13 protein-coding genes are annotated in these 12,276 nt (G+C 63.5%); 9 read left to right on the top strand and 4 right to left on the bottom strand.

Translation table 11 applies throughout. The features are described from left to right. Positions 1 to 7: 7 nt before the first annotated feature. A complete protein-coding gene (locus LDO41_RS32005) occupies positions 8 to 625 on the bottom strand; it encodes a nitrile hydratase subunit alpha (protein WP_223995537.1) in 618 nt (205 codons plus the stop codon). Positions 626 to 694: 69 nt separating this feature from the next. Here LDO41_RS32005 and LDO41_RS32000 point away from each other — a divergent pair, with 69 nt between their 5' ends. Together LDO41_RS32000 and LDO41_RS31995 are read left to right on the top strand one after the other, a co-directional pair. After that, positions 695 to 1,354: a TetR/AcrR family transcriptional regulator gene (locus LDO41_RS32000; RefSeq protein ID WP_223995534.1), complete on the top strand. Its 660-nt coding sequence runs from the start codon at positions 695 to 697 to the stop codon at positions 1,352 to 1,354. 53 nt (positions 1,355 to 1,407) lie between these two features. After that, complete coding sequence (locus LDO41_RS31995) at positions 1,408 to 2,289, top strand: NmrA family NAD(P)-binding protein (protein ID WP_223995532.1); 882 nt, start codon at positions 1,408 to 1,410, stop codon at positions 2,287 to 2,289. 116 nt (positions 2,290 to 2,405) lie between these two features. Here the strand turns inward: LDO41_RS31995 and LDO41_RS31990 are convergent, their stop codons facing one another. Beyond that, positions 2,406 to 2,726, bottom strand: coding sequence for a helix-turn-helix domain-containing protein (locus LDO41_RS31990; RefSeq protein WP_223995530.1), 321 nt, complete (start codon positions 2,724 to 2,726; stop codon positions 2,406 to 2,408). After that, the gene (locus LDO41_RS31985; RefSeq protein ID WP_223995528.1) at positions 2,719 to 3,084 is read right to left on the bottom strand and encodes a type II toxin-antitoxin system RelE/ParE family toxin; all 366 of its coding nucleotides are present in this window, start codon (positions 3,082 to 3,084) and stop codon (positions 2,719 to 2,721) included. The genes LDO41_RS31990 and LDO41_RS31985 overlap by 8 nt, the downstream gene beginning before the upstream one ends. A 255-nt stretch (positions 3,085 to 3,339) precedes the next feature. On the opposite strand from LDO41_RS31985, the gene LDO41_RS31980 reads away from it, so the two are divergent. From LDO41_RS31980 to LDO41_RS31950, 7 genes are all read left to right on the top strand, one after another. Then, positions 3,340 to 3,780: an auxiliary protein of the heavy metal cation-transporting efflux system HmyCBA gene (locus LDO41_RS31980; RefSeq protein ID WP_223995526.1), complete on the top strand. Its 441-nt coding sequence runs from the start codon at positions 3,340 to 3,342 to the stop codon at positions 3,778 to 3,780. A gap of 169 nt (positions 3,781 to 3,949) precedes the next feature. Then, a complete protein-coding gene (locus LDO41_RS31975) occupies positions 3,950 to 5,299 on the top strand; it encodes a TolC family protein (RefSeq protein WP_223995524.1) in 1,350 nt (449 codons plus the stop codon). A gap of 2 nt (positions 5,300 to 5,301) precedes the next feature. After that, the gene (locus tag LDO41_RS31970; RefSeq protein ID WP_223995522.1) at positions 5,302 to 6,456 is read left to right on the top strand and encodes an efflux RND transporter periplasmic adaptor subunit; all 1,155 of its coding nucleotides are present in this window, start codon (positions 5,302 to 5,304) and stop codon (positions 6,454 to 6,456) included. 6 nt (positions 6,457 to 6,462) lie between these two features. Then, positions 6,463 to 9,579, top strand: a complete 3,117-nt coding sequence (locus LDO41_RS31965; protein ID WP_223995520.1) for an efflux RND transporter permease subunit — start codon at positions 6,463 to 6,465, stop codon at positions 9,577 to 9,579. Positions 9,580 to 9,648: 69 nt separating this feature from the next. After that, positions 9,649 to 10,017, top strand: a complete 369-nt coding sequence (locus tag LDO41_RS31960; protein ID WP_223995518.1) for a DUF2880 domain-containing protein — start codon at positions 9,649 to 9,651, stop codon at positions 10,015 to 10,017. A gap of 99 nt (positions 10,018 to 10,116) precedes the next feature. After that, positions 10,117 to 10,611, top strand: coding sequence for a DUF1579 domain-containing protein (locus LDO41_RS31955; RefSeq protein WP_223995516.1), 495 nt, complete (start codon positions 10,117 to 10,119; stop codon positions 10,609 to 10,611). A gap of 71 nt (positions 10,612 to 10,682) precedes the next feature. Further along, a complete protein-coding gene (locus LDO41_RS31950) occupies positions 10,683 to 11,612 on the top strand; it encodes a hypothetical protein (RefSeq protein WP_223995514.1) in 930 nt (309 codons plus the stop codon). 18 nt (positions 11,613 to 11,630) lie between these two features. On the opposite strand, the gene LDO41_RS31945 is transcribed toward LDO41_RS31950, so the two are convergent. After that, a complete protein-coding gene (locus LDO41_RS31945) occupies positions 11,631 to 11,921 on the bottom strand; it encodes a hypothetical protein (protein ID WP_223995512.1) in 291 nt (96 codons plus the stop codon). Between the last annotated feature and the right edge of the window lie 355 nt (positions 11,922 to 12,276).

Genomic DNA, 12,276 nt, shown 5'->3' with positions numbered 1-12,276 from the left:
CCTCCGCTCAGGAATTGCCGCTGGCGCCGGAGGCAGCCGCGGTGGAGTAGGGCGCTTCCAGACGCGTCACGCCGATCATGGCGTCCTGCGTCACCAGGGCCGCAAGCTGCGCCTCGGTCCATCCCTCGGTATGCGGCGGCCGCAACGGCAACACCATATAGCGCGTATCGGAGGTGGTATCCCAGATGCGAATATCAACCGACTCCGGCAGGATCAAGCCGAGTTCACGCAGCACGGTGCGCGCTTCACGCACGATGCGCGCGCGATAGTCGAGGTCCTTGTACCAGCCCGGCGCCATGCCGATGATGGTGAACGCGGTGCACGAGCACAAGGTGCAGCAGATCACGTTATGCAGATTGGCCGTATTCTCCAGGGCGACCAGACTGCCGTGATGCTCCGGCATACCGAAGCCCATCGACGCGGCCGCGGCCTTGCCGTCGGTCAGCAACTGCTGCTTGAAAGCGGGATCGACCCACGCGCGCGCGACCAGCCTTGCGCCATTGTTCGGCAACCAGTCCTCATCGAGCAGGCGCTGATACGCCGGCACCGTCTCCTCATCCATCAGCCCATGCGCCTTGACGAGCTGTTCCAGCGCATCTACGCGCCGGGTCATGTCTACCGCCATGCGAATCTCCTTTCAAGGATGTTGTTTTGCAGCCGCCTCTCACCATACCCCCACTCATCCATCCTTGCCATGCCGGCGAAAAACCTCCTTGACTTCCAATTAGCGGGTGACTACCATCTAATTAAGATGGTTGGCGACCACAAACATGGAGCGCAAATGAGAAAGTCCAAAGCGGAAACGGCTGAGACACGCCGCCGCATCGTCGAGGTTGCGGCGCGTGAGTTCCGGCTCAAAGGGATTCAGGCGACGGGGCTGAACGACGTGATGACGCCGCTGGGCCTGACTCAGGGTGGCTTCTATCGGCATTTCGCGTCCAAGGATCAGCTCGTCGCGGAAGCCTGTACGCAGGCGATGGACGAGGTGGTCGGCGAGCTAGAGGCGGCACTGGCGAAGAAGGGCGCAAAGCGCGGTATCGCGCCGCTCGTCGAGGCGTATGTCTCGGTGGCGCATCGTGATACGACTACCGGCGGTTGTCCGCTGACGGCCATGGGCAGCGAACTCGCGCATGCCGACACTCAGACGCGCAAGGCCGCCGCGCAGGGGTTCGACGATTTGCGCGACGCGCTGGCCAAACGCATGACGGACAAAACTCCGCGTGAGGCGAGATCGGCGGCGGCGTTCGCGCTAGCGGCCATGATCGGCGCCGTCACGATGTCACGTGTCATTGAAGATGCCGACGCTTCAACGACGCTTCTGGAGGATGTGAGGCGACACCTGGGTTCGATCTGAACCACTGGTCGCGATACACACCGGTCGGACATTTTCAAGAATTGGAGTCACGCATGGCACAACGTAAATTCCTCATCACTGGCGCTACGGGCAAGACCGGCGTCCATACGATTCGCTACCTGCTCGAGCAGGGGCACGCGGTGCGCGCATTCGTGCATCGCGAAGACGAACGCAGCGAAGCACTGCGCGCACAGGGTGCCGAGATCTTCGTGGGCGACCTGCTCGAGCACGACGACATTATTCAGGCGATGGTGGGCGTGTCCGGCGCATACCTGTGCTACCCGGTGCGGCCGGGCTACATTCAGGCAACCTCTTACTTCGCCGATGCGGCCAAGCGCGCGGGCGTGGAAGTCGTGATCGAGATGTCGCAAATTTCGGCGCGTGAGGACTCGAAGAGCCATGCCGCGCGCGATCACTGGATTGCCGAGCGCGTGCTCGACTGGTCCGGCGTTCCCACGGTGCATATTCGCCCGACGTATTTCTCGGAGTGGCTCACGTTCCCGTGGGTACGCGACCCCATCGTGAACGAGGGCAAGATCACACTTCCGTATGGCGATGGCCGCCACGCGCCGATTGCCGCGGACGATCAGGCACGCTTTATCGCCAGCGTCTTGACGGACCCGGAAGGCCATATCGGCCGCATCTACTCGCTGTTCGGCCCCGTCGAGCTCAATCAGCAGGAGATTGCCGATGAGATCGGCAAGGTGCTGGGTCGCAAGATCACCTACGCGCCCTCGACGCTGGAGCAATACCGCGCGCATCTGGAAACGTACAACCTGCCGGAATTTCTGATCCAGCATTTCCTGGCGACCGCGGTGGATTATCAGAACGGGATCTTCGCCGGCGTCGATGGCGTCATCGCCAAGGTCACCGGCCAGGCCCCGCAGACCGTCAGCACCTTCGTGCAGACGAACCGCGAGGTATTCGAGGCATAAGCGCGGAATCTTGCTGCGCATCAAGCTGGTCGGCAGGGATGGTGAGGCGGCGGAAAATTTGAATGTTGATGGCGGGGCGGCTATATCAGGGCCGAGTTTCCAGGTACCCGTCGAACTTAAGCAATCACCGCCAACCCGTGCTTCTTAACAATCTGCAAGAGCCGAGCCGCCATGCCGCTCGGCTTCTTGTCCCCGCGCTCCCATTGCTGGACTGTCGAAGGGCTAGTGTTCAGGTAGTGCGCAAATACCGCCTGACTAACCTTCACGTCTTTGCGGATGCGGGCGATCGCCTTAGCATCGAAATCGGGAGCCTTCTCGATGCACAGTTCGTCGTACTCGCGCATGGTCTTCTTGCTGATGACCTTGGCATCGTAGAGGTCCGATGCCGCACTGTGGATGGCTTCGGATGCTGCGCTCTTGTACCTTGTCTTAGGCATTGAAAATCTCCATAAACGTCCTGGATTCGACGAACCCATCGAGTTCAGCCCGCGTGAGCATTCGAAAATCCTTGGCGAGCTTCTTGAAGTCTTTCAGCTCACGCGCATCGATGTTTTCCATGTCCGCCTTGGCGAACAGGAAGACGAACACCCAGAACTCGCCCACCTTGTTGACGACAATCGAGCGGTGTGTGTTCTTGCTCAGTCGCTTTTTCCAGACGTTGCCGCCCAGATCGTCGGCTTGACCTGCAAAAAGCTGCTCGGCCGCTCTGCACAACTCTTGGTCCGAGATTCCGGCGTCTCTCGCTGCCTTGGTGAACCATCGCGTCTTGAAGACGCGATATGCGAGTTCTGTCATGGGATTGCTAAGCTCAGATCATAGCACTGGGTGCGAGGTTAATCAATTTGGCCGACGTGTGCGGCCTCTCGACTCGCTTCATACCCCATCAATCGTCACCTGGATATGGAACTCCGACGAATCTGCGGGGTCCATGTTTCGTTCGGTTACAATGCTGTGTCGCAGCAATTCATCCTGCGGCGCCGTTTTTCGCCGCTGTTTGTGACTACTCCGCTTCACTGATTCGTTCGCCCCCAACGCACGCGCCCCCCATTCATGCGTTTTGTCGTCTACTTGCTGGCTGCCTTGTGCCTGTCCGCGCTGTCGTTCTCGGCAGCGGCGAACGTGCGCGCTGACGCACCTGCGATAGACGCCTCGGCACAGACGGCGGTGCAGGCTGACACGGCGATGGCCACCGGTTTCTTCGATGACGCCGACGCTGTAGCCGAGCAGATCATCCTGCCCGGCGACGATCCGCTCGAGGTGGACGAAGTCTTCGTCGATAACGCGCCGCCGCCCGGTTACTGCAACATCTGGTCCGCGGATCTGCTCGATCCGCTCGACATGCTCGACGAGATCGAGGAGTCGAGCGCGCTGTTCCTGCTACCGCCGGTACCACCCGTCCAATTCTCCGTTGCCACCTACGTGGCACCCTCCGGTGGCCGTGCTTTCGGCCGTCCCGCGAGCCTGCTCCGCCCTCCCGACTTCCGCGTCTGACGTCTTCTCGGCATCCGCCGTCTGTCCGGTAACGCCCGGACACGGCGGGTCGCATCCTTGCCCTTAGCGCCTGTATGGCGCCATGCTCTCGTGCAGATGCCTTGGCATCCTGGACGTCATCCGCCGTTTGGCGGGCGTGGGGCAACCGTTTCGCTCGATTGCTTTCGACATGAAGAACAAGATAACGCTGACCTGGGCGGCGTCGTTGTCGCTGGTGACCGTGTCCGCCTGGGCACAGCAACCAGCAGCAGCCACCGCACCGGCCGCGGTCCGGACACCACCCGCATATACGACCCAATCGGTCTCGACTTTCGATCTGCAGCAGCTGCTCGCGCTGGCGCAGTCCACCAACAAGGGCGTGGACGCCGCGCAGGCCGGCGTGGATGCCGCCTCCGCCGCGATTACCTCGGCAGGCGCCTATCCGAACCCGCAGGTCGAGCTGATGTATGGCCGCCTGCAGGGTCGCCAGTCAGATGTGCCGAGCGGCGCCGCGCCCACCTATGCGGTGGTGCAGAAGTTCGACTACCCACAGCAGCGCAGCCTGCGCCAGGAGATGGCAGGCCGCGGGCTCGAGGCATCGCAGGCGCAGCGGCAGGGGTTCCGTTCGGACCTCGCGGCGCGCGTCAAGACGTCGTTCTATCAGGTGCTGCGCCGCGAGTCGGAGCTCAATTCCGCGCGGCTCGACCTCGAGATGATGCGGCAGATCCATTCCCGCGCGCGGCTGCGTGTGGAAGTGGGCGAGGCCCCGCGCTATGAACTGATCAAGGCCGAGACCGAACTGCTCACCACGCAGAAGAACATGCAGACGGCGGAACTGCGCGTGGATCAGGCCAAGGCCGGCCTGCGCCAGCAGGTGGGCGGCGGCATGCCGTCGTTGTTCGACGTCGCGGGCACGCTGCGGACATCGCCTGACGTGCCCGCGCTCGGCGTGCTGCACGACACCCTGCTCAACAACAACGCGGAACTTACGCAGCGTCGCATGGAACTCGAGCGCGCGCGACTGGGCGTGGATTACCAGCGCTCGCTGCGCTGGCCCGAGGTATCCGTGCGCGCGCAGACCGATCGCCAGCCTGACAACAAGGTGTCGCAGATCGGCCTGGTCATGACGATTCCGCTATGGGACCGCCGCAATGGTCCCGTGGGCGAAGCCACCGCGCAGGCCACGCAGGCCCAGACCGCGCTGGAGGCGCGCCAGTTCGAGCTCATGCAGGAACTCGATACCGCCTATCGTCAGTACGAGATCACGCAGGCGCAGGTCACGGCGCTCGAATCGGGCATCGTGCGCGAAGCCGAGTCGGCGCTCGGTGTGGCGGAGGCCGCGTATCGCTTCGGCGAGCGCGGCATCCTGGACTTCATCGACGCGCAGCGCGTGCTGCGCAATGCGCGCAATGAACTGATCACCGCGCAGTACGAGATGCAGGTTGCCGCCATCCAGATCGAAAAGCTCATGTCCGCGGCGCCCGGTAGCGTTACCGGTCCGATGCCGTCCGCGATGCCCACGTCCCAGATTCCGAATTGATCATGCGCCCCAATTTCTTTTATTCGTTCACGGCTGCCGCAGTGATGGTGCTCGCGCTGAGCGGCTGCTCCAAGGAGGCGGAAACCGAAGCGGCGCCCGCCAAGCTGCCCCCGGGACTGGTCCAGCCCGAGCAGAACCTGCTGGCCACGCTCAAGATCGCGCCAATCGCCACGTCTCCGTTCGCCGAGATCCTGCGTGTGTCCGGCCGCGTCGACTTCGACGAGCAACGCGTCTCGCGCATCGGCGCGAGCGTGACTGGCCGCGTGACCGACCTCTACGCCATCCTCGGGCAGGAAGTGAAAGCGGGCCAGGTGCTCGCGCGCCTGCACAGCAGCGAACTCGGCGCGATACAGATGTCGTTCCTGAAGGCCGAAGCGCAGAGCGACCTGCAGTCCCGCAATGCCGAGCGCGCGCGCCAGCTGTTTGCCGCCGACGTGATTGGCCGCGGCGAACTGCAACGCCGCGAGAGCGAGTTCGCGATCGCGACCGCGGAGATGCGCGCCTATCGTGACCAGCTGCGCGTGCTCGGCATGTCGCCGGCCGCGATTGCCACGCTCGCCAAGAGCGGCAGCATCGATTCGTACTCGCCGGTGTATTCGAGCATCAGCGGCACCGTGGTCGAGCGCAATGTCGCGCAAGGCCAGGTGGTGCAGCCGGCTGACGCGCTCTATACCGTGGCCGACCTGTCGCGCGTGTGGGTCGTGGCCGAAGTGCCCGAGCAGCAGGCTGCGCAGGTGGCGGAAGGCCAGAGCGTCAATATCGAAGTGCCATCGCTTGGCGGCGGCAATGGTTCGATCACTGGCAAGCTGATCTATGTGGGCCGCACCGTGAACCCGCAGACGCGCACGGTGCTCGTGCGGACCGAACTCGACAATCGCGATGGCCGCCTCAAGCCCGCGATGCTCGCCAGCATGCTGATCGCCAGCAAGGCCGTGGAGCAACTGGTGGTGCCGGAGTCCGCCGTGGTGCGCGATGGCAACGACGAATGCGTGTACGTCGAGATGCCGAACCATCAATACCGCCTGACCAAAGTGAAGCTCGGCGCCGAAAGCGACGGCATGCGCGTGGTGCTCGGCGGTGTGAAGCCGGGAGACCGCGTGGTGGTGGAGGGCGCGTTCCATCTGGACAACGAGCGCAAGCGCCTCGAACAGGGATAAGCGACCATGTTGACTTCCCTTGTAGAAGCCGCCATCAAACAGCGGCTGGTGGTGTGCGTGATCGCGGTCGTGCTGTTCTTCTTCGGGTTGCGCGCGGCCGGCAAGCTGTCGGTCGATGCGTTCCCGGACGTCACGAACGTGCAGGTGCAGATCGCCACCGAAGCCACCGGACGCTCGCCCGAAGAGGTCGAGCGCTTTGTCACGGTGCCGATCGAAATGGCGATGACGGGCCTGCCCGGGCTCGAAGAGATGCGCTCGCTGAATAAGGCGGGCCTGTCGCTGATCACGCTCGTGTTCACCGAGAAGACCGATGTCTACTTTGCGCGGCAGCTCGTCATGGAGCGGCTGATCGAAGTGGGCGGGCGCATGCCATCGGGCGTGACGCCGGTGCTCGGCCCGGTGTCGACGGGTCTCGGCGAGGTGTACCAGTACACGCTGGACCGCGCCGACGATGGCGACAAGGAACTGTCGCAGGAAGAGCTCTCCGAGCGCCGCATCGTGCAGGACTGGGTGGTACGCCCGCTGCTGCGTTCGATCCCCGGTATCGCGGAAATCAACTCGCAGGGCGGCTATGTGCGCCAGTACCAGGCGCTGGTCAATCCGGACCGCATGCGCCACTACCAGATCACGCTGCAGCAGGTGTATCAGGCGCTGGCCAATAACAACGCGAACTCGGGCGGCGGCGTGCTGCCGCACTATGCCGAGCAGTACCTGATTCGCGGCGTGGGTCTCGCGCGTGGCATCGAGGACATCCAGACCATCGTGATGAAGGAGGTCAACGGCACGCCGGTGTACCTGCGCGATGTGGCGGAAGTCACGATCGGGCATGAGGTCCGGCAGGGCGCGCTGATCAAGAACGGCCAGACCGAGGCGGTCGGTGGCATCGTCATGATGATGCGCGGCGGCAATGCCAAGGAGGTGGTCAGCCGCGTGAAGAAGCGCGTGGCGGAGATCAACAGCTCCGGCATGCTGCCCGGCAAGCTGCAGATCGTGCCGTACTACGATCGTAGCGAACTGGTGGACTCGGCACTGTGGACTGTAACCAAGGTGCTGCTCGAAGGCGTGGTGCTGGTGGTCATCATCCTGTTCCTGTTCCTCGGGGACGTGCGCTCGTCGCTCATTGTGCTGGCCACATTGGTGCTGACACCATTACTGACCTTCATCGTGATGAACCGGATGGGGTTGTCGGCGAATCTGATGTCGCTAGGAGGGCTGGCGATCGCCATTGGCCTGATGGTGGACGGGTCGGTGGTGGTGGTCGAGAACTCGTTCGAGCGATTGGGACACGCCAAGGACAGTGGCCTGAGCAAGACCGAGATTCTGGTGGGTGCGGTCAAGGAAGTGGCCACGCCCGTGATCGTTGGCGTGGGCATCATCATCCTGGTGTTCCTGCCGCTGATGACGCTGACCGGCATGGAAGGCAAGATGTTCGCGCCGCTCGCGTTCACGATCTCGATCGCGCTCGCCATTTCGCTGTTCCTGTCGCTGACGCTGTCGCCGGTGCTGTCGTCGTACCTGCTCAAGGGTGGCGTGGATCATGAGACCAAGGTCATCGCGGTGCTCAAGCGTGGGTACCTGCGCATGCTCCACTGGTCGCTGACCAACAGCAAGAAGACCGTGATCGGCGCCGTGGTGGCGTTTTTCCTGACGGTGGCGATCGTGCCGATGCTCGGGACGTCGTTCATTCCGGAGATGAAGGAAGGCTCGATCGTGCCGGCGCTGGACCGTGTGCCGAACATCTCGCTGGAAGAGTCGATCAAGCTCGAGAAGGAGGCCAACAAGCTGGTGCTGTCCGTGCCCGGCGTAAAGGGCATCGTCTCCGGTGTGGGCCGCGGCGAAAGCCCGGCGGATCCGCAGGGCCAGAACGAATCGACGCCGATCGCGAGCCTCAAGGATCGTGACGAGTGGCCCGACGGCTGGACCCAGGACGACATCCAGAACGCGATTCGCGACAAGCTCAAGGCCATTCCGGGCGTGCAGATCGTGATGGCGCAGCCGATCTCGGACCGCGTGGACGAAATGGTCAGCGGGGTGCGGTCGGACGTGGCGGTCAAGATCTTCGGGGACGACCTCGACAAGCTGCGCGATCTCGCGGGCGAGGTGGCGCGCGTGGCCGGCGGTATCAAGGGCTCGCAGGATGTACGGGTGGAACGGATCTCTGGCCAGCAGTACCTGCAGATCGAGATCGATCGTCAGGCGATTGCGCGCTATGGGCTCAACGTTTCGGATATCCACGACATCATCGAGATCGCAATCGGCGGCAAGCGCGCCACGGATATCTTCGAGGGCGAGCGGCGCTTTGCGGCGGCCGTGCGTCTGCCGGAGGACTTCCGCGACAACGTGCAGGCGATTCGCCAGCTGCTGGTGTCGGCGCCGTCGGGCGTGCAGGTACCGCTGCAGAGCGTGGCCAAGATCGAGGTGACCGATGGTCCCGCACAGATCAGCCGCGAGATGGCTAAGCGTCGCGTGGTGGTGATGATCAACGTGAAGGATCGCGACCTTGGCGGCTTTGTGGCCGAGCTGCAGGGTGCGGCGGCCAGCAAGGTCAAGCTGCCCGAAGGCTATTACTTCGAGTGGGGCGGGCAGTTCCAGAACATGGAACGCGCGATGGGTCATTTGCAGATCATCGTGCCGCTGACGATTGCCGCGATTTTCTTCCTGCTGTTCCTGCTGTTCAACTCGCTGCGATACGCCACGCTGATCATTCTGGTGCTGCCGTTCGCATCGATCGGCGGCATCATCGGGTTGTTCGTCACGGGCGAGTACCTGTCGGTGCCGGCGTCGGTGGGCTTTATCGCGCTGTGGGGCATCGCGGTGCTGAACGGCGTGGTGCTGGTGTCGTATATCCGCACACTGCGCGAGTCGGGCATGTCGCTGCGCAACAGCGTGGTGCGCGGTGCCACGCAGCGGTTCCGGCCGGTGATGATGACCGCGACCATCGCGCTGCTGGGCCTGGTACCGTTCCTGTTCTCGGACGGCCCCGGTTCGGAGGTGCAGCGCCCGCTCGCGGTGGTGGTGATCGGCGGTCTGATTACGTCGACGCTGCTGACGCTGGTGATGGTGCCGGTGCTGTATCGCTGGTTCGACGATCAGAAACCAGAGCAGAAGGATCTCTCGGTCTGATAGCGACCATGTGGCTATAATCTTCGAGGCCGGCGTTGTGCGCCGGCCTTTTTTATTGGAGTCCTGAACATGACATCGCTGGTCCGTAAGTTGGCCCCTACGCTGGCTCTCGCCGCCATGATGCTGCCTGTGACAGCGTTTGCCGTCGTAGAGGCGACGGTGGATGGCGTCAACTACGAACTCGGCCAACGCGGCAAGCCCGAGGCGCCCGGTGCGCCCATCGCGTGTCGAGATGCGGTCAAGGCCAAGCTGCCCAATGCGGAAGGCTTCCGCTGGACGCGCAGCACCACGCGCCGCGTGGCCGAGGACGCGTATAGCGTGGTCGGCAGTATCGAGTTCGTGACGGCCGCGGGCGAGGCGCGTAAGGGCGATGCGCAGTGCGACGTCATGCGCGCGCCCGGTAATACTTACATCGTGCCGAAAATCCGCCTGCCTTAGATCTGGCGCGGTGACATGACAATGCTGTCATGTTGCTGGACTTCGGGCGTTGGGTTTCCTAGAGTTGTGTACGCTGTACACAAATCAAGGAGATCCCCCATGCAGACGGAAACGACCCCCGAACACCGCTGGCTCAAGAAACTCATTGGCAATTGGATGGCGGAGGGCGAGGCGCAGATGGGCCCGGACGCGCCGCCCGAGAAATGGAAGATGCCCGAGCAGGTCAGCGCGATCGGCGACGTGTGGGTGCAATGCCGCGGCGAGGGTGACATGCCGGGCTGCGGGCATGGCATCACGGTGATGACGCTCGGCTACGACGCCGCGCGCAAGCACTTCGTCGGTACGTTCGTCGCCTCGATGATGACCCATATGTGGATCTATGAAGGCGACCTCGAGTCCGATGGCCGCTCGCTGACGCTGCGTGCCGATGGTCCCGCGTTCTCGCCGGAAGGCAAGGTCGTCGAAGGCAAGACGGCGAAATATCGCGATGTCATCGCGTTCCAGGACGACAACCTGCGCACACTCACCTCGTTCGTGCAGGGCGCTGACGGCAAGTGGACGCAGATCATGCAGGCGACATACCGGCGTCAATGAGTTCGCCTGTCAGCGTGCGATTGATGGTGCCAGCGGGGCTCAATCACACGTAGTTCTTCTATCATCGCGTCATGCCAATTTCCCTCGCCAACGGTATGCGCATCCTTATCGCCCTGACTGCTGTCCTGATGGCCGCCTGCGCGGCGCCGCCCGTTGATCGCCAGCCCGTGCACGAACCCCTTGCGGGCAATGCCAATGGGGTCTGGTGGAGCGAGCCCACGCAGGTGGCCATCATCACCGACGACACGGGCAATCGACTGCAGTCCCGCGCCAACGACGGCCGCATGCAGGCGCTGGCCACGTTGACACCGGTATTGCCTTCCACGCCGCCACGCGGGCCAGGCCTCGGGCAGGTCGTGCGCGATGCCGATGGCCGTTATCTCGTCCCGCGCTTCGGGTTTGGAAGCACCGGCGGCGTGGCCTACGTCGATCCACGTGGCAGCACCGACGTGGTGGAGGGCCTGTCGCCCACGCGGCGGCGCATCGGCTTGTGGCCGGTTAGAGCCAATACCTATGTGGTGAGCTGGTTCGTGCAGCAGGAAGGGCAAGGCGAGGCAGCACGGCAGGGCGGCGTGAGTCTGCTGACGATCGATCCCAAGACCACTCCGCTGCGCGGTATCGAGCAGGATCTGGTGACGGGTCTGGACAAGCCGGTGGGCGTGGCGGTGCGCGGCAACGTGCTGTATATCGGCGATCAGGCCACGCGCAAAATCTACACGGGCGATCTCGCGCAACTGACGGCGGCGCCGGTGCGCGCGGAGACGTTGCGCGTGTTGGCGGTGGCCGATAGCGACCAGTTTGCGCTGGGCGCCAATGGTGAGCTGTTCACGGGCGGACGCGATGGGGCGATCCGGCGCATCACGGCGACCGGCGAGGTCAGCGTGTTCGCGCGGGGATTCCAGTCGATTCGCGGCGTGTCGTTCGACGCCGGTCATCGGCGGCTGTTCGCGGTCGAGTACGGCAAGGGCAGCTCGACGCTGCATGTGCTGCCAGTCGACTGAAAGGGCTGAACGGAGCGGTTACGCCTCGGATGGCGAGTTCCAGGCCTCTAGCAGCGCCTGGAAGCGGTCCGCCGGTGCGGGCGGGATGCGCGTACTGCGGCGGGCCGGTGGCAACGGGCGTCCGGTCAGGTTGTAGAAGATCGAGCCGTCCAGCGCGTCGGGTTCGTGCGGGACATGATCGACCACGCACATTTGCCGCGCCGCCTTGAGCGCGCGCGTGGTTTCCTCCGCGGTCAGTCCACTTGCGTCGGCAAGCTGATCGCGTCGCAGCGGGCCCTCGCGCTGGAGGCCGCTAACCAGAAGATGCACGCATTCGCGCGTATTCCGTTTCATAGCAAGGATTGTTCCGTACCCGTGACGGTTAGCCAATCCTGCCTGACATTTGTTCACATTCCGTTGCTGGCCGCCTCAAGGCGGACATGGCAGGCACGCGCGAAATATTGACTAATAGGCACTGGTGCATTGAAAGCTTGCGCGGCCTTCGATACTGTATAAATATACAGTTATTGAGAGAAACCAAGACGCCGTCCCGCCCGAATGGGATGGTTACAGCACAAAATGCCTGCGCAATCGTACGCAGCCCCGCCACCGGCGGAGGATCTGCCGCCCTCGCTATTTGGGTCCATGCCCGCGTCACCTGCGCCCCTTGGGTCGAACGCAGGGT

Source organism: Cupriavidus pampae, assembly GCF_914271485.1.
GTDB classification, from domain to species: domain Bacteria; phylum Pseudomonadota; class Gammaproteobacteria; order Burkholderiales; family Burkholderiaceae; genus Cupriavidus; species Cupriavidus pampae.
The sequence above is the reverse complement of the archived record's forward strand: the minus strand, read 5'-3'. Positions and strand labels throughout refer to the sequence as shown.

Excerpts from the sequence above, each read along its gene's own strand:
- LDO41_RS31990 (WP_223995530.1), bottom strand. The coding sequence starts at position 2,726 with ATGCCTAAGACAAGGTACAAGAGCGCAGCATCCGAAGCCATCCACAGT.
- LDO41_RS31950 (WP_223995514.1), top strand. The coding sequence starts at position 10,683 with ATGCCAATTTCCCTCGCCAACGGTATGCGCATCCTTATCGCCCTGACT.
- LDO41_RS32000 (WP_223995534.1), top strand. The coding sequence starts at position 695 with ATGCCGGCGAAAAACCTCCTTGACTTCCAATTAGCGGGTGACTACCAT.
- LDO41_RS31995 (WP_223995532.1), top strand. The coding sequence starts at position 1,408 with ATGGCACAACGTAAATTCCTCATCACTGGCGCTACGGGCAAGACCGGC.
- LDO41_RS31985 (WP_223995528.1), bottom strand. The coding sequence starts at position 3,084 with ATGACAGAACTCGCATATCGCGTCTTCAAGACGCGATGGTTCACCAAG.
- LDO41_RS32005 (WP_223995537.1), bottom strand. The coding sequence starts at position 625 with ATGGCGGTAGACATGACCCGGCGCGTAGATGCGCTGGAACAGCTCGTC.
- LDO41_RS31980 (WP_223995526.1), top strand. The coding sequence starts at position 3,340 with ATGCGTTTTGTCGTCTACTTGCTGGCTGCCTTGTGCCTGTCCGCGCTG.
- LDO41_RS31975 (WP_223995524.1), top strand. The coding sequence starts at position 3,950 with ATGAAGAACAAGATAACGCTGACCTGGGCGGCGTCGTTGTCGCTGGTG.
- LDO41_RS31960 (WP_223995518.1), top strand. The coding sequence starts at position 9,649 with ATGACATCGCTGGTCCGTAAGTTGGCCCCTACGCTGGCTCTCGCCGCC.
- LDO41_RS31970 (WP_223995522.1), top strand. The coding sequence starts at position 5,302 with ATGCGCCCCAATTTCTTTTATTCGTTCACGGCTGCCGCAGTGATGGTG.
- LDO41_RS31965 (WP_223995520.1), top strand. The coding sequence starts at position 6,463 with ATGTTGACTTCCCTTGTAGAAGCCGCCATCAAACAGCGGCTGGTGGTG.
- LDO41_RS31955 (WP_223995516.1), top strand. The coding sequence starts at position 10,117 with ATGCAGACGGAAACGACCCCCGAACACCGCTGGCTCAAGAAACTCATT.